The sequence below is a fragment of the Ruegeria sp. AL1 genome (assembly GCF_056540905.1).
Genome location: NZ_JBQFXP010000016.1, coordinates 26,097 through 47,866 on the forward strand (window position 1 = coordinate 26,097; position 21,770 = coordinate 47,866).

18 protein-coding genes and 1 tRNA gene are annotated in these 21,770 nt (G+C 59.8%); 9 read left to right on the top strand and 10 right to left on the bottom strand.

The annotated features are described in order from the left end of the window. The first annotated feature begins 28 nt into the window (after positions 1-28). The 5 genes from ACRZ9X_RS20955 to ACRZ9X_RS20975 all read left to right on the top strand — a co-directional run bounded on the left by ACRZ9X_RS20955 (position 29) and on the right by ACRZ9X_RS20975 (position 2,821). Positions 29-103, top strand: a tRNA-Val gene (locus ACRZ9X_RS20955). Positions 104-193: 90 nt separating this feature from the next. Further along, positions 194-319, top strand: coding sequence for a type B 50S ribosomal protein L36 (gene ykgO / locus ACRZ9X_RS20960; RefSeq protein WP_005648635.1), 126 nt, complete (start codon positions 194-196; stop codon positions 317-319). Positions 320-616: 297 nt separating this feature from the next. Further along, on the top strand, positions 617-1,633 hold the full coding sequence (locus ACRZ9X_RS20965) for a Fe(3+) ABC transporter substrate-binding protein (RefSeq protein WP_480522029.1): 1,017 nt from the start codon (positions 617-619) through the stop codon (positions 1,631-1,633). 118 nt (positions 1,634-1,751) lie between these two features. Continuing rightward, entirely contained in the window at positions 1,752-2,306 is a 555-nt protein-coding gene (locus tag ACRZ9X_RS20970) for a helix-turn-helix domain-containing protein (RefSeq protein ID WP_480522030.1), read from the top strand. Then, positions 2,303-2,821, top strand: a complete 519-nt coding sequence (locus tag ACRZ9X_RS20975) for an N-acetyltransferase family protein (RefSeq protein WP_480522031.1) — start codon at positions 2,303-2,305, stop codon at positions 2,819-2,821. Before ACRZ9X_RS20970 ends, ACRZ9X_RS20975 begins: the two co-directional genes overlap by 4 nt. Here ACRZ9X_RS20975 and ACRZ9X_RS20980 read toward each other — a convergent pair. The 10 genes from ACRZ9X_RS20980 to ACRZ9X_RS21025 all read right to left on the bottom strand — a co-directional run bounded on the left by ACRZ9X_RS20980 (position 2,818) and on the right by ACRZ9X_RS21025 (position 15,937). Continuing rightward, on the bottom strand, positions 2,818-3,543 hold the full coding sequence (locus ACRZ9X_RS20980) for a response regulator (protein ID WP_480522033.1): 726 nt from the start codon (positions 3,541-3,543) through the stop codon (positions 2,818-2,820). The genes ACRZ9X_RS20975 and ACRZ9X_RS20980 overlap by 4 nt on opposite strands. Before the next feature lie 104 nt (positions 3,544-3,647). Next, on the bottom strand, positions 3,648-4,892 hold the full coding sequence (locus tag ACRZ9X_RS20985; RefSeq protein ID WP_480522034.1) for a molybdopterin molybdotransferase MoeA: 1,245 nt from the start codon (positions 4,890-4,892) through the stop codon (positions 3,648-3,650). Further along, complete coding sequence (locus ACRZ9X_RS20990; RefSeq protein WP_480522035.1) at positions 4,885-5,370, bottom strand: plastocyanin/azurin family copper-binding protein; 486 nt, start codon at positions 5,368-5,370, stop codon at positions 4,885-4,887. The genes ACRZ9X_RS20985 and ACRZ9X_RS20990 overlap by 8 nt, the downstream gene beginning before the upstream one ends. 15 nt (positions 5,371-5,385) lie before the next feature. After that, positions 5,386-7,593 (bottom strand): HEAT repeat domain-containing protein, encoded by a 2,208-nt coding sequence (locus ACRZ9X_RS20995; protein ID WP_480522036.1) that lies wholly within the window; start codon positions 7,591-7,593, stop codon positions 5,386-5,388. A 144-nt stretch (positions 7,594-7,737) separates the two neighbouring features. Beyond that, complete coding sequence (locus ACRZ9X_RS21000) at positions 7,738-10,419, bottom strand: arsenate reductase (azurin) large subunit (protein ID WP_480522037.1); 2,682 nt, start codon at positions 10,417-10,419, stop codon at positions 7,738-7,740. Positions 10,420-10,432: 13 nt separating this feature from the next. Further along, positions 10,433-11,002, bottom strand: coding sequence for an arsenate reductase (azurin) small subunit (locus ACRZ9X_RS21005; protein WP_480522038.1), 570 nt, complete (start codon positions 11,000-11,002; stop codon positions 10,433-10,435). Between the two features lie 5 nt (positions 11,003-11,007). After that, a complete protein-coding gene (locus tag ACRZ9X_RS21010) occupies positions 11,008-12,192 on the bottom strand; it encodes a cytochrome-c peroxidase (protein ID WP_480522039.1) in 1,185 nt (394 codons plus the stop codon). Positions 12,193-12,203: 11 nt separating this feature from the next. Continuing rightward, the gene (locus tag ACRZ9X_RS21015; protein WP_480522040.1) at positions 12,204-13,310 is read right to left on the bottom strand and encodes a cytochrome-c peroxidase; all 1,107 of its coding nucleotides are present in this window, start codon (positions 13,308-13,310) and stop codon (positions 12,204-12,206) included. Between the two features lie 138 nt (positions 13,311-13,448). Next, positions 13,449-15,662 carry a hybrid sensor histidine kinase/response regulator gene (locus tag ACRZ9X_RS21020; protein ID WP_480522042.1) on the bottom strand — a complete coding sequence of 738 codons (2,214 nt, stop codon included), beginning with the start codon at positions 15,660-15,662 and terminating at the stop codon, positions 13,449-13,451. Positions 15,663-15,682: 20 nt separating this feature from the next. Then, complete coding sequence (locus ACRZ9X_RS21025; protein WP_480522043.1) at positions 15,683-15,937, bottom strand: BolA family protein; 255 nt, start codon at positions 15,935-15,937, stop codon at positions 15,683-15,685. Between the two features lie 107 nt (positions 15,938-16,044). Here ACRZ9X_RS21025 and ACRZ9X_RS21030 point away from each other — a divergent pair, with 107 nt between their 5' ends. The 4 genes from ACRZ9X_RS21030 (at position 16,045) to cobT (ending at position 21,703) form a co-directional block, all read left to right on the top strand. Then, on the top strand, positions 16,045-16,668 hold the full coding sequence (locus ACRZ9X_RS21030) for a DnaJ domain-containing protein (protein ID WP_480522045.1): 624 nt from the start codon (positions 16,045-16,047) through the stop codon (positions 16,666-16,668). A 458-nt stretch (positions 16,669-17,126) separates the two neighbouring features. After that, the gene (locus tag ACRZ9X_RS21035) at positions 17,127-18,545 is read left to right on the top strand and encodes a hypothetical protein (protein WP_480522046.1); all 1,419 of its coding nucleotides are present in this window, start codon (positions 17,127-17,129) and stop codon (positions 18,543-18,545) included. A gap of 172 nt (positions 18,546-18,717) precedes the next feature. Beyond that, positions 18,718-19,704, top strand: a complete 987-nt coding sequence (gene cobS / locus ACRZ9X_RS21040) for a cobaltochelatase subunit CobS (protein WP_170657405.1) — start codon at positions 18,718-18,720, stop codon at positions 19,702-19,704. A 121-nt stretch (positions 19,705-19,825) separates the two neighbouring features. Continuing rightward, positions 19,826-21,703 (top strand): cobaltochelatase subunit CobT, encoded by a 1,878-nt coding sequence (gene cobT / locus ACRZ9X_RS21045; protein WP_480522048.1) that lies wholly within the window; start codon positions 19,826-19,828, stop codon positions 21,701-21,703. Positions 21,704-21,770 lie beyond the last annotated feature (67 nt).

The window sequence follows — 21,770 nt, forward strand, 5'->3', positions numbered from 1 at the left end:
TTATGGGGTTCGTCTTGCATCGGTTCATGGGCGGTTAGCTCAGCGGTAGAGCACTTCGTTGACATCGAAGGGGTCACAAGTTCGATCCTTGTACCGCCCACCATGATTTCACTGTTCCGGGTTCCGGGACACCCGATAAACCCAGGCGCTGGCCACGTCTTTGATGAAGGCGCCGCAGATTGGAGACAGACCCATGAAGGTCAAGAACTCGCTCCGCTCGCTCAAGAACCGGCACCGTGATTGCCGGGTTGTGCGTCGCAAAGGCCGCGTCTACGTGATCAACAAGACGCAGCGCAAGTTCAAAGCGCGTCAGGGCTAAGAATAGCCTAAACCGATTTCAAAGAACCGCGCCTTCGGGTGCGGTTTTTTAGTTCGTGCCCATTGGCAAAGTGACAAAAGCCCGCTGTTACTTCATCTGCTTCCGTCCGGGCGAGGGTGGCGTCCGGAACTTCATTGTTTCAGGATCGGTTTCTTTCCGATAACCCGGCCCACAAGGTGGCTGCGGCCTTTTGACCAACTAAATCTGTCGGAAATCCTTGCATCTCGGCCGGATTTCTTTAATTGACTAAATCAGTCGGGTTATGACCCGCAGCGTATTCTAATGTTAGGACACATAATGCTGAAATCCTCTACCTGTATCGCCGCCGCCCTGACGGCCCTGATCGCCACTTCAGCCGCTGCCGAGGGCGAGCTGAACCTTTATTCCTCGCGCCACTACGACACCGATGAGCGTCTGTATTCCGATTTCGAAGAGGCCACCGGCATCACCATCAACCGCATCGAAGGTAAGGCTGACGAGTTGATCGCGCGGATGGAAGCCGAGGGCGCAAACTCGCCCGCTGATCTTCTGCTCACGGTTGATACCTCGCGTCTGGCCCGTGCCAAGAATGCGGGCATCCTGCAGCCGATCGAAAGCGCTGTCCTGGAAGAGCGTATCCCCGCCAACCTGCAGGACGAAGACAACCAGTGGTACGGCTTTTCACAACGGGCACGGATCATCTTCTTCGACAAAGCCGATATGGCCAACCCGCCCGCGACCTATCTGGACCTGGCCAAACCCGAATATAAAGGTCTGGTTTGCATCCGGTCTTCCAGCAACACCTATAACCAGACGTTGCTGGCTTCGATCATCACCAACCATGGGGCCGAGGCCGCCAAGTCGTGGGCCGAAGGCGTGGTCGCCAATATGGCGCGTGACCCGCAAGGCGGTGACACTGACCAACTGCGCGGCATTGTCTCTGGCGAGTGTGAGATCGCCGTTTCCAACTCCTATTACTTCGCCCGCGCACTGCGCAAAGATGTCAAAGGCCTGAGCGCCGAGATCGACATGATCGGCGTGCAGTTCCCCGCGCAGGATGGTGAAGGTGCGCATATGAACCTGTCAGGTGCCGGTGTCGCCGCCAATGCGCCAAACAAGGACAACGCCATCAAGTTCCTTGAGTATCTGGCCAGCGATCAGGCGCAGGTCTATTTCTCGAACGGCAATGACGAATTCCCCGCCGTCGAAGGCGTGGCGCTGGCTGAAAACGTGGCGTCGCTGGGTGAATTCAAGGCCGATGAGGTCAACCTGTCCGAAGTCGCCAAGAACATCCCCGAGGCGCAGAAAATCTTTAATGAAGTTGGCTGGAAATAAGCTCCAATCCATCGGGCAAGCGAAAGAGCGCGGCGTGAGCTGCGCTCTTTTTTTGTTTGCATGCGTCATATTTCATGACAATAATCCCAAATATGAAAATTATTCCCATATTTGACTCATGTTAGATGATCTCTCCCATCGCCTCGCTGTGCGACTGAATGAACTGCGACAGGGTCGCGGTTGGTCGCTGGACCAACTGGCCGAGCATAGTGGCATCAGCCGGGCAACCCTGTCGCGGATGGAGAAGGGCGATGTCAGTCCGACTGCGGAAACACTGGGGCGATTATGCGCCGCATATGGATTGCCGATGTCGCGCCTGCTGATGATGGTCGAGGACAGCTTTGACCCGCGCGTCCCCTTCGAACGTCAACCCGAGTGGCGCGACCCTGAGACCGGGTTCACGCGCCGCTCTGTCTCGCCTCCAGCCACTGGGTTGAGCGGCGAGGTGATGGAAGGCCATCTCCCCCCTGCAACCGTGATCACCTATGACGCCCCGCTCAAACCCGGGCAGGAACATCACCTGATCATGCTGGATGGCGGGCTGACGTTGACAGTGGACGGCACTGAACATCAACTGAGCGGAGGGGATTGCCTGCGCTATCACCTGTCAGGGCCCACCCGCTTCGAGACCGCACCCAACCGCGGCGCGCGGTATCTGTTGGTTCTGATATGATCACGCGCCTGAGCCCGACCTATTTTGAAGGCGCCCTGCCGGACCTTGCAAACATCCTGCACGCTTGCGTGCACACCGGAGCCAGCATCGGGTTCATCCTGCCGTTCTCGCAGGACGAAGCGCGCGCCTATTGGCAGGATCGCGTGTATCCAGACCTGCAATCTGAAACACTGGACCTGTTTGTCGCCTATGAGGCAGGGCGCATTCAAGGCACGGTGCAACTGATCCCCGCCGCCATGCCGAACCAACCCCACCGGGCGGATGTGGCCAAGCTGCTGGTCCATCCCGACGCCCGCCGTCGCGGGCTGGGCCGGGCATTGATGACAACGCTGCAGGATCGCGCGGCTGAGCTGGGCAGAAATACTCTGGTGCTGGATACGCGGAGCTCGGACCCATCGCGGCTGCTCTACCAATCGATGGGCTTTCAAATCGCCGGAGAAATCCCGAACTACTGTCGCAACCCGTTTGAGGATCGGCTGGAGCCCACCACCTACATGTACAAGGACCTGATCTAGCCGCCGGTTTTGCGCACATTGGCGGCAAAACAATAACCAATGCCGTGAACGGTCTTGATAAAGGTCGGTGCAGCCGGATCGGGTTCGATCTTCTTGCGCAGGCGGGCAACGTGCACGTCGATGGTGCGGTCCCCAACGATGGTCTCGCGCCCGCGCGCCTTGTCCAGCAACTGATCGCGCGAGAACACCATATGCGGATTGGTGACAAAGGCTTGCAACACATCGAACTCTGTCGTGGTCAGGGCGGTGTTCTCCTCGGCGCCCTGCGCGATCAGGGTGCGCTCGTTCAGGTTCAGCACCCAGTCTCCGAAGGCGATCAGAGGCATCTCGGCCCCGTTGACCGGTTTGTCCTCAGGCCTGGCGCGGCGCAGAACGGTGCGGATACGGGCCAGAACCTCGCGCGCCTCGAAAGGTTTGGTGATATAGTCATCTGCCCCGAATTCCAGCCCGACGACGCGGTCGAAGATCTCATCCCGGCCTGACAGCACGATGATGGGTATGTTCGAACTGACCCTGAGTTCACGCGTGATGTCGAATCCGTTGCGCCCCGGCAGGCCGATATCCAGCAGGATCAGATCAACCTCTTCCCGCGCAAGCACCGCATCCATGGCGCTGCCATCGCCCACGCATGTCACCTGACAGCCCTGCTTTTCCAGATAGCGCTGTAGGAACGAGGTGATCTGCGGGTCGTCATCGACAACAAGGATATGTTCTTTGGCCATATGAGGTTCCGGGCGGGCAAATGGGGCTGGCGCAGGACGTTTCTAGCGGTTGGCACCCTGATCTTGCAAGGTCAAGGCGCGTCGCGGGGACACGAATGATTTGTTCAGAACCTGATGAAATCCAACGAGTCACCGGCGGGCAGCGCCTCGGTTTCAGCCGGGATGACCGCCAGACCATCAACCTGCGCCAATAACGCCACGCGCCCGCTGTAAGAGGCCGCCATCAGACGCAGCCGTGGCGTACCATCCGGCGCGCTCCCGTCGATGCGTACCGGACGGTATTCGCGCCGACCCGCGCGGCGTTCCAACGGCTCGGCCAGAACGGCGTGTTCCGGAGTGCGTTCGCCGCAATGCAACCCGGCGCGACGAGCCATCATCTGTGATCCGATGATCTGCCATGTGACATAGGCCGAAACCGGGTTTCCGGGCAGACCCACATAAAGCGCATCACCGCGACGGCCGAACATGATCGGTTTGCCGGGTTTCATGGCAACCTTCATCACGTCGACCTCGCCACCGATCTCGGCAAAGAGGCGTGGCATGTGATCTTCGTCGCCGACCGAAACACCGCCGGTGGTGATGATCAGGTCGGACGTCTCACAGGCCTCGCGCAGAACCTGTTCGAGCAGCGCGGGGTTGTCCTCGACCGGGCCGCGGTCGGTCAGGTCGATCCACGGCTTGTCCAGCAGCGCCAGCAGCATATAGCGGTTCGAGTTGTAGATCTGGCCCGGGCCGAGGTCTTCACCCGGCTGACGCAGTTCGCTGCCCGTCGAGAAGATGGTGACCTTGAGCTTGCGGTAGACTTTAACTTCTCCGTATCCCGACGAGGCCAGCGCGGCGGCCTCGCGCGCGGTGATCTCGCAACCACGCCGCAGGATGGGCGCACCGGCCTTCAGGTCTTCGCCCGCGCGGCGGATGTGCTGGCCGGGTTTGGGGCGGCGGCTAAAGCGGATGCGGTCCGGGGTCGCGTCACAGTCTTCCTGCATCAGCACCGCATCGAATTCGGGCGGCACCGGCGCGCCAGTGAAGATGCGCAGGGCGCTGCCTTGGGGCGCGTCATGTGCGCCGCTGTCTCCGGCGGCAATGCGCCCGGCGACGGGCAGTTCGAACACAGGCCCCTCGCCCAAATCGGCTGTGCGGAGCACGTAGCCGTCCATCGCCGAATTGTCGAAGGCGGGCATATCGACCTTGCTGGTGCAATCCTCGGCCAATACCCGACCGATGGCCTGCGCCAGCGGCAGCGTTTCGGTGTCCGTGAGGGGGTCAGCAACGGACAGCCCACGCCGCAGCGCGTCGTCAACGGTCAGATACAAATGGGCGTGGCGGTCGCAGGCGCATCCATCAGCCATTTTGGGCCTCCATATAGGCGAAGAGTTCTTCGAAACCGGCCTGCTCGGCCTCACCCAGCTTGGGCAGGTAAGCCTTGGCCTCTTCGAGGTTCGAGCTGGGGTCGCCAACGACCAGCAGCATCACCATGCCGTGGCGGCCATGCACACGGCAGCGGATGCCATAGACGCCCTCTTTCTCGAAGGTCAGGTCCATCTCGGGCTTGCCACGAATTTCAAAGCTGCGGGCACCAACGGGGATCATGCGGGTGATGGCGGTCACCGTATGCCGCCCGGTCGAGCCCTTGAAGCGCACGGTTGCGCCTGCAGGGACCTGCAGGAACTTGGGTTCGAACCGGAACGCATGGGCCGGGGTATCGGCGTTGAGGTCGATGATCTGATGCACCACCGCGACCTCGGGCAGGTCGTCGGCCTGTGCGGCGGGGCCAAAGGCCATGGCCCCCGCCAGAATCGCCGCAGTCAGTTTCAGCGATATGTTCATCTGTCCCTCCGGGGTTCACGCCGCCCGGGAGTCGGTCCCCAGCAAGTCGGCCAATGCACTGATCATCACCGGCCATTGCGCGCGGCGGTCTTCGTCGCGCAGTTCGGTCAGCAATTGGCGGCCAATGGACACCACCGCAGGCGCGCTGTCATTGACATAGGTCACGATCCGCTGCTCGGGGTTGGCCATCAGGAAGGGCACGATGGCGGCACCGGCCTGATCGGGCGCGGTTTCCGACAACAGACGCATCGCTGCCTGCCGCACAGGGGCCGAGACGTCATCGAGCAGGCTGCGTGCGACATCCGGCGTGCCGTCCCAGCGGGTCAGGATCTGCATGGCGTCGATGCGGAAAGGCGTATCGCCGGTCTTCACCATCGCCCGCAGCTTGCCGCGTAGGCTATCCTGCGGCGGCAGATCAGCCTGTTGCAGCAGTTTCAGCGCCTGCAGCGAGAGGCTTGAGTCGGTGTGCGACAGGCCCTTGGTAATCAGGTCCACCAGTTGATCCTGCTCCAGTTCCACACCGTTGCGGGTGACTGCAGCGGCCAGTGCCGAGAAGCCCTGTTGCGCGATCTCGGTCTCGGGGTCCTGCGCGATCTGGGCCAGCATGATCTGCATCCCCGGCACCTCGCCCAGCAGACGGATGGCGGAGAGACGGGTTTCCCGCTCCAGCGCCTCGGCATCGTCATCCAGAGCCACCCGGCGGCGTTTGGGATGGCGGGTGGCCTTGGCCAGCAGCGCCTGTTCGCGGGGGGTCAGGGGTTGCACCTCATCCTCTTGCGCTTCCTGCGTCATCTCCGCCGCGATGGCGTCGTGACCGAGGATCGCGCCGAGGCTTGAGGTCGGGCCGTTCTCGCCGCCCTCCGAGACGTCCAGCCCGGCCTCTTCCAGCGCGGCGATGTCGGTTTGCGGGGTCTCTTCTTCCGGAGTTTCCTCGGCGGCCATGGGCATGGGGGCCAGCGCGAAGGACAGCAGCAATTCGCGGCCCTGCTGCTGGTTCACATGCGGGCGGTCCGTATCGGTGACGATCATCGCCAGAGATGCGATGGCCTTCAGCCGCACCGACCGGAAGGGCGCGCGGCAGGCGCGTTGCAGCCATTCTGCCGCCTCGCGCAGGGGCGAGGTCGCCAGCGCGTCGACGATGGCCCATTGGATGCGCTCGGCCTTGAGGTCGTCCGCATCGACCGAAAACAGCGCGTTCAGGCGATCGGCCACCAAGTCCGGGGCCAGCGCCGCCAGCAGACCCAGTGCCTGCGCCGAGACCTCGGGCTGTTGGCCGGTGGCGAGGAAATCCAGTACCTGCCAACGCAGGTCTTCTTGATCCGTGATCGGCGTGTCGCGGTCCAGCCGGTCGAGCAGCGCCAGTTGCACCTTGGCACCGGGGTCGCGCATCATGCGATCCAGCAATTCGGGTTCAGAAAAGCCGGACTGGGTCAGGGCCGCGATGCGGATATCCTCGACCGCATCGGTCAGCGCCTGTTCGACCAACGCCGGATCGCCGGGCATCAGCGCCTCATAGGCGATCAGGCGCACGGCGCCGTCCTTGTCGGCGATGGCCTTGCGCAGGATCGCTTCGGCCTCGGCCCCGCCGATGGTGGCCAGCGTGCGCAGGGCGCGGTGGCGCAGGCGGCGGTTTTGGGATTGGGCGAACACGCCCAGCGTCGGCACGGCGGGCTGGCCGATCCGGCCCAGCGCCTCGCACGCCACATCGCCCAGCTCTTGCCCGTCTTCGTCCATCAGCGCCATGACGATGGGCTCAATGGCGGCAGCGTCGCCCATGCGACCCAGCGCCTTGATGGCTGCGATCTGGGTGTCCAGCCAGTCGTCCCATTCGTCCTGGTGCAGCTCGTCTTCATCCCATGTGATGTCCTCGCCGCGTCCGGTGACAAGGGTGCGCAGGTAGGGCGCGGCATCTTCGGACTTCAATTCGGCCAGAGCGGTCACGCAGGCCAGCTTCACCTCACCGCAGGGATCGTGGATCAGGTTTTCCAGCAGTTGTGGTGCTGCGTCCTGCACGCCCAGCGCGCCCAGCGCCTGCGCCGCGTCCTGACGGACGTCTTCGTCATCGTCCAGCAGCGCCTCGACCAGTGCGGGGCTGTTGGCGGCACCAATGGCGGTCAGGGCCTGAATGGCGCGCAAACGGACCACGTCATAGTCGGATTTCGCATATTCGGAAAACAGGCCAGCGGCCTCATCGCGCAGGGCGGTATCGGATTTCAGTGTCATATCGGGTCTGCCATGTTTTGCGTTGGGACAGGTTGGGTGAAAGTGGAAGGCAGGTTTCCCAACCGAAGCCTGCCTTCCATGTGGTCCCTTCTGCAGTGGGACCAGACCCGAGGGGCGGCATGGCGACCGCCCCCCGGAAAGACATCAGGCGATGTCGCGCGGCGCGAAGGACATCGTGCGGAACGAGGTCTTGTAGGGGCTCGGCCCCAGTTTCCGCAGCTTGGCAACGCCCATCTTGTAGTTGTAGTTGCCGCTGATCCAGTCGACGATCCGGCCTTCAAGCGCGTTTGCAGGCTGCTGCATGTGCAGGAAGTCCATGTAAACAACGCTTTTCTTGATGGCGGGCGTGACCATGGCCACGGCGGTGATCGCCGCTTTGGTCAGTTCGATATGCCCGTTCTCCATCAGTTTCGAGAACTGGAAGTCGTCGCCTTCCACACCCAGCAGCGTGGTCTTGTTGCCCGGAACACGTTCCGAATAGACCATCACATAGTCGCCGCTTTCGATGCCGCGTTCAGCCGCATCATCGGGGTGAATCTCAACCCAGTTCTCCGGCCAGCGCTGCACTATATACGGGCGGCGGCGATCGTCGAAGCCGGACTGCCAGCGCTCGTTGATCCGACCGGAGGTCGCCCAAAGCTCGCCTTCATCCTTGTTGGGTTTCAGCCATTCCCAATAGTCCGAGAACAGGTTCCACGGCGATTTCTGGATGTTGCACTTGCCGGTCTGGCTGTTGAAATGCGTCAGCTTCTTGTTGAACACATCCGCGCCAGCTGCGCCTGTTTCGGGCAGTTCGCGGGTCGTGTCGTGCAGACGCTTGGTTTCAATCAGCGTGACCCCATCGGCATCCAGCATGACCGGGCATTGGACCCCATCGGTACCGAACTCACGGACCTTCTGGTGGAGGGTCTTGCCCTCTTTCTTGGCCAGACGGTGCACCGCGTGGAAGTCCTTGCGCGACCCGCGGGTAAAGCGCACGGCCTCTTCCGCGACTTCGTTCGAGGTCTGCCAGTCGAACCCGTCAAAGCCCATCCGCTGTGCCAGTTGCGCAATGATCCACCAGTCAGGCTTGGCCGCACCGGGGGCATCATAGAACTTCTGGTACAGACGCAGACGGCGTTCGCCGTTGGCGCGCAGAAAGTCCTCTTCACCCCAGGTTGCTGCGGGGAACACGATGTCGGCGTAGCGGTTGCCGATCGGGTCCTGCAGATAGATGTCCTGGTTGATCACCACCATACCGCCGCTGTCGGCACGGGCCTTCAGCGTGTCGATCATCTCTTGCTTGTCGAAGCTGGCGATCTGATGCGGGTTGCGGACGGTCAGTTCCTCAAACTTGTCGGCCAGTTGCTGCGATCCGCACATGGACTGGATCCAAGTGGTGCCGATCACGTGGGCCATACGGGTATGACCTGCGATCAGATACCGATCGGTATCCATGGCGCGGCGACGGCGACCGGGCAGTTTCTCGGGCGATTTGTTGCGCGGATATTTCCCGCCCTTCACGCCGCCCCGCTGGTGACCACCGGCCCGGCCAATGACCTGACCCGGACGACCGCCACAGCCACAGATGATGCCCAGAGCCGAGATCGCCTGTGTGTTGCCGGTGTTGTTGGACCAGTAGAACCCTTTCTCGATCATGACCGAGGTTTTGGGCCGTGTGCCATCCGCCTTGGGTTTGGCCAGCCATTCGGCGGCAGTATAGATTTTCTGCACGTCGATTTCGGCCATGGCGGCAGCATTTTCAGGCGAGAACTCGTCTTGCGACAGCAGCCACTCTTTCCAGTCCTCAAACCCTGCGGTCTGGAACTTGCCCCAAGTCGTCCGCCACTGCCATGGCGTGTTGCGGGTGCCCTGACCAAAGCCGGACGAGCTCTCCCACTTGTTGTTGACCCATTTCTTGATCCAGTCGCTGTCTTCCCAGCCATTTTCCACGATGACGCGGGCGATGGCGTTGACGACCAGCAGGTCGGTGCCGGGCAGAACGTCGATATGCAGGCCACCCATTTTCTCAGCATGGGCCACACCGGCAGACCGGCGCGGGATCAGATAGATCTCTTTCTGACCGTTCTGCATCCCCTTCATCATCCACTGGGTATAGAGGATGGTCTTGGTCTCATAGGGGTCGGTGCCGCAAACCAGAAGGGTTTCCGCATCCCGCCAGTCTTCGTAGGACGGGCCAAAGTTGTCGAAACCCGCATCCCGGAAACCGGGGGTCGAGGTCACGTCGGACGGCGTGTCGTGGAAGGTGAAGTTCGCGGTGTTGATATGGCGCAGCGCGTATTTCGAGATCGCATAGGTGTTCTCGATATACTGATAGCTGAAGGTTTTCACGCCATAGGCATTGGTGCCGTGTTTGGCGATGACGTGGTTGCCCACCTCAGCCGCAACATCCAGCGCCAGATCCCACGGAACCGGCATCAAGGTGCCATAGATCCGCATCAGCGGCGTCTTCAGACGGTCGCGCGTCGGTGTCTGCGGGTTATAGCATTTCTGCGCGATACACCCACCCCGCAAGGAGCTGTCGCCGTCAGTGTTGACGTATTGCGTGTCCTTGTCAGGGATGATCACCACATGGTGCGGCTGACCTTTGTGCAGAACGATATTGTGCTGGTTCGGCGCGACCCATGCACCCAACGGTGCAACGGGGAAATCCTCGCCAAAGGCGTTTTCGTCCGCAGTTGGGCCACCTGGTTTGGCCGTCACGGGCCAGCGGTAGACTTTGTAACCACAGGCCACGATGCAGTAGTCGCAGGCGGTCGAGATGACCTCGGCCCCTTTGGGCGGCAGCGGGACGTTGGTTTCGGGTACGTAATACGGGGTTGCCATGATTCCGTTTCCCTTATGCAATGAGGTTGTCGTAGCGGCCGTAGATCAGGCCGAACATGCCAACGGCATAGATATCGTCACCGTCCAGTTCCAAAAGGACCTGCGGCAGCGACTGATAGGCCTGCCCCGAGACGAGGATGCCGTGCCGTGTCACGTCATAGGTGGACAGGTGCAGCGGGCATGGGCCCAGCACCTTATGTTCAGGCTTGTAGCTGTCATACATCGACCCGCCCTGATGGGTGCAGGTGAGGTTGAAGGCCACAACATCCTTTTGCGGACCAATGCCGCCGCCGCTTTCCACGCCGGTTTTGACCAGGATCGAGTCCGAATAGTCGCCCTCATCGGGGTAGTAGAACTCGACCGGGACATCCTGTTCCAACTCGGACAGTTTGCCGATCAACTTGCGCGGATAGGTGGATACCAATGCGGGCACCTGTTCGGCCTGACCGTGGCGGGCGGGCATGGCCACCATCACGGCAAAGGTTGTTGCGCCCGAGGCGAACAGGAACTGGCGGCGGTTCACGGTGCAGGCCTTCTTGGCCTCACCCGTACAACTGCATCCGGTTGCGTTATGATCTTTCATGACGCTTACTCCTCTGCTGCCGCGGGAAGCGGCTGGTAATCCGGCAGATCAGGTTCTTCGACCAGAATCTCGTCACCGGACAGGGATTTCAGGAAGGCCACCAGATCCGCCTTTTCCTGATCATTCAGGCCAAGCGGCTGGATCAGATCGGATTTGGTTGCTGCGAATTCATTCTCGCCGCCGCCCTGGTTGTAGAACTCGACCACATCCTCGAGCGTCTCCAACATGCCGTTATGCATGTAGGGTTCGGTATAGAGGGTGTAGCGCAGGCTCGGCGTGCGGAACTTGCCCAGATCAGCCTTTTCCTTGGTGCGGAAATAGAAGCCGGGGTCGTCCTTGGTGTGGCGATAGAAATCCTCGGTCGAGCCTTTTGAATAAAGCTCATACCGGAAGGTGATCTGCGCCAGACCATCATCTTCCCAGCCGCTATAGGGCGGAACGCCGGTGTTGTAGTATTTCTCATCCGACAACAGCGCACCGTTGTGGCATTCGGAACATTGGGCCTTGCCTGTGAACAGCTCCAGCCCGCGTTTCTGTTCGTCGCTCAGCGCCGCATCATCCCCGCGCAGATAGTTGTCGAAGGGCGTGTCGGTCTGAACGATGGTGCGTTCAAACGCAGCGATGGCCCGCCATGCGTTGCCGATGCGTGGCCATTGGTCACCGAAGACGTCGTTAAAGCGTTCGACATATTCGGGGACAAAGGCCAGACGGGCCTCCATCATGTCGGATTCACCGTTGCCGGCAACCGCACCGCCTGCGGCGGATTTGGCCTGACTTTCAAGGCTTTTCGAAGAGCCCGCCCAGAACAGTTTGCCGTAATAGGCCGAGTTCACGATGGTCTGACTGTTGCGCCAGTGGGTCGTGCCGGGGTAGCCGAACGAAATCGGTGCCTCGACGTCCCAGCCCACATCGGGCAGGTGACAGGCCGAACAGGGCGTCGTCTCATTCCCGCCCAGACGCGGATCGAAGAACAGCATCTTGCCCAGTTCGATCTTGGCCTCGGTCTGCGGGTTGTCCAGCGGGATGGGCGGTTCGCCCAGCGCCACCAGCGGCGCATCGGTGTCGGGGTCTGCCCCGCCGATACCGGCCTCAATCGCGATACTGTCCGCAGCGAACGCTTGCGAACCGATGGCAGCAAACAAGGCAGCGGTGGCGATTGTGCCTGAAAGGTAAGACTTAAGGTCTTTCATGGGTCCACTCCTCAGTTTGTCGTTTCACGCCAGTTTTCGATCGGCGCATAGTCCGTATCGATTTCCTCGGCGACGAATTCGGGCCCGGTCAGCGGCTCGCCGGACAGTGCCTTCAGGAAGGCCACCAGCTGCGCTTGTTCGGTCTCGGAAAGGTTCAACGGCTTGATGCGCGGATCCTTGTTTTCATCGTCACCGCCACCGGCGTTGTAGAAGGCCACCACATCTTCGAGCGTTTCCATCGTGCCGTTGTGCATATACGGCGCGGTATAGGTCAGCTCGCGCAGTGTGGGGGTCATGAAGGTGCCGAAGGTGTCTGCAGTGTGGGTGCGGATATACGCTCCGGGGTCGGCGCGCAGGTTCATGTAGTTCTCGACGCCGAGGAACTTCATCATCGTCACGAAGGTGATGTGACGGGTCGGGTCCGCCCAGATGTCAGGGTTGTCACCGACGCCGATATTGTGCGGCAGGTCATCGGTGAACCGTTCGCCCGAGTGGCACGAATTACAGCCGCTGGCGTTGAACAGCTCATAGCCTGCCTTGGCCTCGTCCGACATCTCGCCGCTATCAAAGGGCGCGCCGCGCGAGATCAGCGTTTTCAGATATTCCGGGATCGCATTGCGGACGCCGCCATTCGAAGGCTCGCCAAATCCGGCGGCTTCGAACATCTCGACATAGACCGGGTCCTGCTTGATGCGTTCCTGCATCATCCGCATGTCCATGTTCATCAGATAGGTCTCGGTGATGCTTTCGCGGGTCACATCGTTGAGGTTGGTGCCTATGCGCCCGTCATGGAACCACGCGTTGCGCTTGGCCGTGTTGATTAGCGTCGGCACGTTGCGGAAATGCAGGTTGCCCGTATAGGCGTCCGACAGGGCCTGCCCGTCGGTGAACCCGTTTTCCGGCTGGTGGCAACTGGAACACGACAGCGCGGCGTCGCCGGACAGTCGTGGATCAAAGAAAAGTCGCTTGCCAAGGGCCGCCTTGGCTGGGTCGAACTCAATGGCTTCTACCGGGCCCGGCTCATCCGCCTGGGCCTGGTGAACCGGGTAAGCAGCGCAAATCGTCAGCAGCGAAACTGTCGATAGCGCCGAGAACCATGTTCTGGCTTTGGTTGTCATTTAAAAGCCCCTTTATCGCTAGTCCGGTCTTCGCGGCACGGCCGCAAACCGGTAGGGCGAACCTTAGGGGGCAGTTGTTTCGTGAGGATTTGATCCAGATTAAGGTCTGTGAAGAGATGTTAAGAAATGTAACGGCATTCAACCGACGGATGATCGGATAAACCTTGCAAGGTCCTGTATCTCAATAGGTTTTTGCGCCATGATGAAATTTTTGGCAGTCGACAAATACTCCATATCATCGAAATAACTGCTGATCAGAATCGCCGGAACCTCACCCCGAACGGCGCGTGCGGCCTCGATCAGGTCCGTGCCGATCAGCCCCGGCATCTTCAAATCGGTGACAATTATATCATAACTGTCCGGATCACTTTGAAACGCCTGTTGCGCCTTCAATGGATCGGAATATGCCTCGACCCGATAGCCATATCGGGTCAGCAAGGTGCGCGTCACATAAAGGACGTTTTCATCATCATCGACCAGCAAGACATGCTCTGACCCAGTGATCGCCGCCACCACAGCTTGTTCATCCTGGCTGAGTGCGGGCATCAGCGGATAGAACAGGCTGAACCGGGTGCCTTCGCCAGGAGCCGAGTTCAGCTCGACCCGGCCATGACATTCCTCGACACTGTTATGCACGATCGTCAGGCCAAGCCCAGTGCCCTTGCCCACCGGTTTGGTCGAGAAAAAGGGCTGGAACACCTTTTCTTGCAACGCGGCCGACATACCAGGACCGGTATCTGTCACGTCCAGACGGATCACGCCGATCGCCTCGTCCGGCAGATCCTCCAGCGCATCCCGAGGCGCCTGACTGATCGTCAGGACAACTTCGCCCGGCTGATCCCCCATCGCCTCGAATGCGTTGTGGCACAGGTTCAAAAGCGTCTGAAAGAACAGCGTCCCGTCGAAGTCGGAAAACGCCGCATCCAATTCGATGTCAAAACGCGTTTCAACATTGGGTGGCGCCGATACGCGGATCAGGTCCAGCGCTTCTTGCGTGGCCTTGACCATATCACCCCGCGTGGGATTGCGAGGCCGTTGCCGCGCAAAGGTCAGCATCTTGCGCACCAGTGCCTGTGCCCGACGCGCCGCAATCCTGATGTGATTGACCGAGGTCTGGATGTCGGCATCGTCCTCCGCGTCCATCTCGATCAGGTCGGCATTGCCGGTGATGCTCATGAGCACATTGTTGAAATCATGCGCAACCGAACCGGCCAGAATGCCGACGCCTTCCATCTTCTGCACCTGCGCGAATTGCTCATTGGTACGTCGCGCCTCAGTCAGGTCCTCGCCAATGCCAATATAATGCGTGATCGCACCATCCTGTCCGACCAGCGGAAAGATCGCAGTTGAAACCCAATAGTGCGAGCCATCCTTGCGCAGGTTGCGGAACACCCCGTACCAGCTGCGACCCTGCTGCAAGCGCTGACGCAGGTCACGGTAAATCCCCTTGCCCGAATGCCCTGACTGCAGAATGCGCGGCGTGTGGCCATATACCTCGTCCGCCTCGTACCCGCTGAGGTCAAAGAATTTGCGGTTGGCGTATTCGATCTTCAGATCGGTGTCCGTGATCAGAATTGACGCCGGGCTTTGTTCCACTGCCCGCGCCAGCTTGCGTTCGGCCAGCTCAACCTGTTCACGCAATTCCAGCTCGGCCTTGAGCCGATGATTGGTGCGCAGGATATTGGCGATCAGCAATGTGGTCAGAATGGCAATCAAACCGATCACCACGATCAACCCGATTAGCAGAACCGAGAAATTGCGCACCAGGCGCTCGCCCTCCGAAAACGCCCGGACCATGGCCGACAGGCTGTCGTCGCGTTCGGCGATCCAAAGCTGTTCAAGGGTTGCCAGCGCACTCAGGGCCGCACTGTCATCCACACGGACCAAAGCATCGATCTGCTCGGCCCCCAGTCCTGCAGCAATCCCATCCTCGATCCGGGTGATATTGCCGATATACTCATGGGCCACGCTCTCGATATGCGCCAGCGCCTCCAATTCGGCTTTCGAGGGGTTGGCGTCACGGTATTCTGCAATCGTGGACAACAGATTGCGTGATTGACGGCCAAGCGTCGTTCCATATGTGGGGTCCTGGCGCAGGACATAATTCTTGAAATTGTGGATCAGACCGCCATAGCCGAAATATTGCCGGATGTCAGATATCCAGTACCCGCGCGGTGTCGTCTCGGCCGCGTAACTCTGCCAGGCTTGCCGCATGTCGCCGATACGGGTGCCCGTCTCGCGGGACATGTACAGGAACACTGACAGGATAATGACCAAAGCAACACCAATGCCCAGCGCCACCGCCATAAGACGCGTGGGGTAGGTCTCGGGCTCGGAATGTTGCGTGTCCATTTAGCGACCCGTCCCTGCAGTCAGACATCAATATCCAGAGCCAGCGCGTGAATGCGCGACACGATATCCCCCAATGCAGCATGAACGGCGCGGTGGCGCGCAACGCGGGATTGACCTGCGAAAGCGTCGGATCTGATGCGCACGTTGAAATGGCTCTCGCCCCCGTCCTGATACCCGGCATGCCCGCGATGACTTTCGCTGTCATCGACAACCTCCAGCTCGCGGGGGTTGAATGCGGCCTGTAGCCGGGTACGGATGTCTTCGGTAACGGTCATTTTTCTGCCCGGCGGCAAAATTTTTGCCGCTCCCCTCTTCTACTCTCTGACGCTTAGGTTAAACTGCTGCCTCCGAGTCGAAAAGACGCGTTCGCAGGAGCAGGCCCATGGTGAAATCAGACCCTTTCGGATTCGATATGTCCGTATCCAGCGCAAAGAAAAAGAAACCGCGCGGGCGTCGGGGCATGTCGGGTGCGTCCGAAACATCGGTCCGAATCTGCGACCACGAGGGCTGTGAAGAGGCCGGCAAGTTCCGGGCACCGAAAGCGCCCGATGTGCTGGACGATTTTTTCTGGTTCTGCCAGCAGCATGTGCGCGAATATAACCAGAAATGGAATTTCTTCGATGGCACCACCGAAGCCGAGCTGAACGCGCAGCGATCCAAAGACAAGGTGTGGGAACGCGAAACCAAACCCATGGGCGACCCCGAAGCCCGCGCCTGGGCCCGGCTGGGCATCGAAGATCCACACCAGGTTCTGGGCGCGAACGGGACCCAGAACAAAGGTCGCGCCAATTCCGGCGGTCGTCGCCTGCCCCCCACCGAACGCCGCGCCATCGAGATTTTGGAGGCACAGGACAGTTGGTCCAAGGCCGAAATCCGCAAGGCCTACAAGAAACTGATCAAGGTGCTGCACCCGGATATGAACGGCGGCGACCGATCCCAGGAAGAACAGCTGCAAGAGGTCGTGTGGGCCTGGGATCAGATCAAGGACAGCCGGAGTTTCAAGTAGCGCTCCGGCCCGCCTGGGCGTCTGATTTCTCATGCGTATGGTGTCGTGTTTGACGATGGGCTTGCACGTCAAAAAATAGTGTGTTGTGGCAATTTATTGCGGAAACTTGCCAAGTTACGCAACTTACGCTAGGTTAACCTAACTATTTTCTTGGGTCTCTTCTCAGAGGTCAATTAATGAAAACCCTTTTGTGCATTATTGTTGCAGCCGGGGCTGTTTTTTATCCCGGGTCAACTCTCCAAGCTCAGCAATACCCTATTGGGGCCTGCATCATTCTGGACACCGGTCAATGGTGCATTCCGCCGTCCGCCGGTTTTCCTGGTGAGATATGCTATTGTCTGACCGAAGATGGTTGGGTGGAGGGTATCCAGAACTGAACAGAGGTTATCGTGAAATTAACTGAGAAACCTGAAGTTCGAGATTTATTGAAAGCTGCACGTGCAACCCGCACATATTGCATGTTGACCGGACGCGCGAGCGATAAATCTGACGCGCTGATCGACGCGCTTGCACCCTTCGATGGCACCCCCAGCAAGATTACAACGGATCATCTGGTTAATCTGCGCAAAGCCATGCGCGATACCTGCCGTGATATTGACGACTATACCTTGACGCGAATTCTTGATGGTGAACCTCCGGTACGTATCAGCAGCCCGTCAGCGCGATTTCGCGGATCGAATGACGAGGAAGAGTCTGATCTCGGTTTTGCGGCCCAGCTGAACCGCTTCGGTCGCCGCTTCAAGCAAAGTTGGCCCTGGTTTTGGCAACGATGGGTGCTGCCCGGGATCGCGGTCGTACTGCTGGTTCTTGCCATGCACTATACCCAGTGGACCTTCCGGGCGAATTTGCTGCTGGCGCGGCTGGATGAGCACATGACCACGGATATACACGAAGAGGTCCGCGATCTGATCGTGGTTGCAACCGCCATTGAAACCAACGAACAGCAAACGGCCGTGCCCAACTCAAATGCACCGGCCCAGAAGCTCTTCAACGAAACAATGAGCCGCTTGAAGGCCTATCACTATCAGGAAGAGGCGTTGCGCCGTGAAAGCTCGGTCGCAACGCAAAGGTTCGATTTTCTGATCGCCGCGCGTGAAACCATCAGCGGCGTTTCCCACCGGCTGTTTCCCGCACCCCCGCCGAGCAGCCTGAGGCCGTCCGTTACCAACGGCACGAACACGATCGCTTCCAGGGCGGGTTTTGCTGGCAGCGGCGGCGCAAAAAGCAATACCGGAACCCTGTCAACCCCTGGCGATGTCGTCACCACGATACAAGAAATTCAACGCAAGACCGACGCGCAAATCGCGCGGGCGGCCAATGCAACCGTTGCCAGCCCGTCCGAAAGCCTTGCCCCAAGCGCATCCGAGGCGGCGCAGACCTCGTCTTTGGTCAGAATCGCACTTGCGGGGCATGACGGGTTCATGGAAATCGTTCGGGAAATCTCAAAGAAAACAGGCCGCAATTCACTGGCCAATCCGGCCGATCATATCGTGACAAGACTGCAATTGCTGCAATCGGCCGAACGTTTGCAGGCCAAGATTTCCCTATCCAACAGGTTCGCATTGCCAATGGTCTACGGCTCGCTTGGTGCCGCGCTGTTCTGCCTGGTTCGGGTGTTGACACCAGCGCTGTCCGACCTTGGCCCTGCACGTGCATTCCTGCGTATTTTGTTCGGAGCCTTTGCGGCAATGACGCTTTCGATGCTGCTGATTCCGGCAAATGTTTTCACCATCAATGAGCAAAGCAATCCGACGCTAATCTTTTTGGCCTGTTTTCTGTTCGGGTATTCCTTTGATGCCGTGCTGTCTGCGTTGCACCGAATGGAGGCATTCCTGCAGGGTCGCCTGCAAACGCCCGAGTCCGCCCGCCCATCCTGATCCGCCGGATTCGAACAATAATGCACCGCTGATTGCCCCGTCCGGACAGATGGCGGACGCCACGGCATGATTTCATCTTATCGCAGCGCTTTCCCTTGCCCTTGCCCGCAATTTGTTGCACCACACACGGGTTCAAACCCGGGGAGCGGGTCAAAGGATAAGGACAAGGCGCATGGCTGACGGATCGATCGATATCAACGCAAAACCTACCGAGGATATCTCGGTCCGTGAAGTGTTTGGCATTGACAGCGATATGGCGGTCAAGGGCTTTGCCGAACGCAGTGACCGGGTGCCGGTGATCGATCACACTTACAAGTTCGACCCCGAAACGACGCTGGCGATTCTGGCAGGCTTTGCCCATAACCGCCGCGTTATGATCCAGGGCTATCACGGCACCGGGAAATCGACCCATATCGAACAGGTCGCCGCGCGTCTGAACTGGCCTGCGGTTCGGGTGAACCTGGACAGCCATATCAGCCGGATCGATCTGATCGGCAAGGACGCGATCAAACTGCGCGACGGCAAGCAGGTGACTGAATTCCACGAGGGTATTCTGCCCTGGGCGCTGCGTAACCCCGTGGCCATTGTGTTCGACGAATATGATGCGGGTCGCGCGGATGTGATGTTCGTGATCCAGCGCGTGCTGGAGCATGACGGCAAGCTGACCCTGCTGGACCAGAACGAGATCATCACGCCGAACCCGAATTTCCGCCTGTTCGCAACGGCGAACACGGTGGGGCTGGGCGATACGACGGGCCTCTATCACGGCACGCAGCAGATCAACCAGGCGCAGATGGACCGCTGGTCGCTGGTTTCGACGCTGAACTACCTCAGCCACGATGCCGAGACGATGATCGTTTTGTCAAAGGCACCGCATTACAACACCGAAAAGGGCCGCAAGACCGTCAGCCAGATGGTGACGGTGGCCGATCTGACCCGGACCGCGTTCATGAACGGCGATCTCAGTACAGTGATGAGCCCGCGGACCGTGATAAACTGGGCCCAGAACGCCGAGATTTTCCGCAATGTGGGTTACGCGTTCCGCCTGTCATTCCTGAACAAATGTGATGAGTTGGAGCGCCAGACGGTGGCGGAGTTCTATCAGCGCTGTTTTGATGAGGAATTGCCTGAAAGTGCGGCGTCTGCGAGTTTGGGATAGCGTACTGAATTGCGCCCGTACCGGGCGCAATGCCTCCGGCGGGGATATTTTTGGCCAGATGAAGGGGGATCCGGTTGCGCTTTGAGGCATTGGATCTCCGCAACACAAAGGGCGTTTGAACATGGTGCAGAAGAACGACAATCCTGCTGATCCGTTCAAGAAGGCCTTGGCCGAGGCCACCAAGGTGATGGCCGATGATCCTGAGTTGAACGTGACCTATACCGTCGATCCGTCGGGCATGACGGGTGAGTCGATGCGGTTGCCCCAAGTCTCGCGGCGGATGACGCGGGAAGAGGTTCTGCTTGCCCGCGGGACGGCGGATGCCTTGGCTTTGCAGCGCAAATACCATGATGACGCGACCCATGCGCGCTATGCGCCTCCGGGAGATATGGCGCGGGATTTGTATGAGGCCATGGAGGTGGCCCGGTGCGAGGCGATGGGTGCACGAGACATGCCGGGGACCGCGTCGAATATCGATGTCAAGATAGGACATGAGGCGATCCGGCGTGGCTATGATCAATGCAAGCAGCCTGCTGATGCGCCTTTGGCCGTTGCCGCCGGTTACCTGATCCGGCATTTGGCGACGGGGCGGGACATGCCGCCTGCCGCCGAGAACGTCATGAATCTGTGGCGCGGGTTTATCGAAGAACAGGCCGGTGGTGTGCTGGAAAACCTCGACGAGGTGCTCTCGGATCAGGCCGAGTTTGCCAAGTTCGCGCGGCAGATGATCAAGGATCTGGGCTATGGCGATCAGCTGGGGGACGACCCCGATGAGTTGGATGACGAGCAGGAAGATCAGGCCGAAGACGACGCCGAGGAACAGCCCGATCCCGACAGCACCGGGCAGGATGATCAGGACGAACAGGACGCCGACGCCAATCCAGAGCAGACGCAGGAAGAACAGCAGGATCAGTCTCAGGCCCAGGTCTCGATGGATGAGATGGCCGATGAGGAGATGGGAGAAGAGGCGGAAATGCCCGAAGGGGAGGCTCCGCTGGAGCCACCTGCCCCACCGCCCGCGTCCGAGGCCGATCCGGATTATAAGGTTTATCTGAACACCCATGACGAAGAAATCGCGGCTGAGGATCTGGCGGAACCGGCCGAGTTGGAGCGGTTGCGGGCCTATCTGGACCAGCAGTTGGAGCCGTTGAAAGGCGCGGTGAGTCGTCTGGCCAACAAGCTGCAACGCCGGTTGCAGGCGCAGCAGAACCGAAGCTGGGAGTTTGACCGCGAGGAAGGGATTCTGGATGCCGGACGCCTGGCGCGGGTTGTTGCAAACCCCACGACGCCGCTGAGCTTCAAGGTCGAGAAAGATACCGAGTTCCGCGATACGGTGGTGACCCTGCTGCTGGACAATTCAGGGTCTATGCGCGGACGTCCGATCTCGATTGCCGCGATCTGCGCCGATGTTCTGGCGCGGACGCTGGAACGCTGCAATGTGAAGGTCGAGATTCTAGGCTTTACCACGCGGGCGTGGAAGGGCGGTCAGGCGCGTGAGGCGTGGTTAAACGATGGGCGTCCGCAGCAGCCGGGGCGTCTGAACGATTTGCGCCACATCATCTACAAAGGCGCCGACGCGCCTTGGCGGCGGGCTCGGGACAATCTGGGCCTGATGATGAAAGAAGGGCTGCTGAAGGAAAACATCGACGGTGAAGCGCTGGAATGGGCGCATCGTCGGATGTTGGCCCGACGTGAGCAGCGCAAGATTTTGATGGTGATCTCTGATGGCGCTCCGGTCGATGATTCAACGCTGAGCGTGAACCCCGCGAACTATCTCGAAAAACACCTGCGCGATGTGATCGCGATGGTCGAAAAGCGCAAAATGGTCGAATTGCTCGCGATCGGGATCGGGCATGATGTGACGCGGTATTATGATCGTGCGGTGACAATCACGGATGTCGAGCAACTGGCTGGGGCGATGACCGAGCAACTGGCAGCGTTGTTCGACAGTGATCCACGTGCCCGCGCTCGGGTGATGGGGATGAAAAAGGCAAGCTGACGCTTGCCTTGCCTCCGGCGGGAGTATTTTTAAAAAGATGAAGTGTGGGGCTTGTTCAAAGAAGTGA

Bases quoted from the DNA above. Each gene is read 5' to 3' on its own strand.
- ykgO (WP_005648635.1), top strand. From the start codon at position 194: ATGAAGGTCAAGAACTCGCTCCGCTCGCTCAAGAACCGGCACCGTGAT.
- ACRZ9X_RS20965 (WP_480522029.1), top strand. From the start codon at position 617: ATGCTGAAATCCTCTACCTGTATCGCCGCCGCCCTGACGGCCCTGATC.
- ACRZ9X_RS20970 (WP_480522030.1), top strand. From the start codon at position 1,752: ATGTTAGATGATCTCTCCCATCGCCTCGCTGTGCGACTGAATGAACTG.
- ACRZ9X_RS20975 (WP_480522031.1), top strand. From the start codon at position 2,303: ATGATCACGCGCCTGAGCCCGACCTATTTTGAAGGCGCCCTGCCGGAC.
- ACRZ9X_RS20980 (WP_480522033.1), bottom strand. From the start codon at position 3,543: ATGGCCAAAGAACATATCCTTGTTGTCGATGACGACCCGCAGATCACC.
- ACRZ9X_RS20985 (WP_480522034.1), bottom strand. From the start codon at position 4,892: ATGGCTGATGGATGCGCCTGCGACCGCCACGCCCATTTGTATCTGACC.
- ACRZ9X_RS20990 (WP_480522035.1), bottom strand. From the start codon at position 5,370: ATGAACATATCGCTGAAACTGACTGCGGCGATTCTGGCGGGGGCCATG.
- ACRZ9X_RS20995 (WP_480522036.1), bottom strand. From the start codon at position 7,593: ATGACACTGAAATCCGATACCGCCCTGCGCGATGAGGCCGCTGGCCTG.
- ACRZ9X_RS21000 (WP_480522037.1), bottom strand. From the start codon at position 10,419: ATGGCAACCCCGTATTACGTACCCGAAACCAACGTCCCGCTGCCGCCC.
- ACRZ9X_RS21005 (WP_480522038.1), bottom strand. From the start codon at position 11,002: ATGAAAGATCATAACGCAACCGGATGCAGTTGTACGGGTGAGGCCAAG.
- ACRZ9X_RS21010 (WP_480522039.1), bottom strand. From the start codon at position 12,192: ATGAAAGACCTTAAGTCTTACCTTTCAGGCACAATCGCCACCGCTGCC.
- ACRZ9X_RS21015 (WP_480522040.1), bottom strand. From the start codon at position 13,310: ATGACAACCAAAGCCAGAACATGGTTCTCGGCGCTATCGACAGTTTCG.
- ACRZ9X_RS21020 (WP_480522042.1), bottom strand. From the start codon at position 15,662: ATGGACACGCAACATTCCGAGCCCGAGACCTACCCCACGCGTCTTATG.
- ACRZ9X_RS21025 (WP_480522043.1), bottom strand. From the start codon at position 15,937: ATGACCGTTACCGAAGACATCCGTACCCGGCTACAGGCCGCATTCAAC.
- ACRZ9X_RS21030 (WP_480522045.1), top strand. From the start codon at position 16,045: ATGGTGAAATCAGACCCTTTCGGATTCGATATGTCCGTATCCAGCGCA.
- ACRZ9X_RS21035 (WP_480522046.1), top strand. From the start codon at position 17,127: ATGTTGACCGGACGCGCGAGCGATAAATCTGACGCGCTGATCGACGCG.
- cobS (WP_170657405.1), top strand. From the start codon at position 18,718: ATGGCTGACGGATCGATCGATATCAACGCAAAACCTACCGAGGATATC.
- cobT (WP_480522048.1), top strand. From the start codon at position 19,826: ATGGTGCAGAAGAACGACAATCCTGCTGATCCGTTCAAGAAGGCCTTG.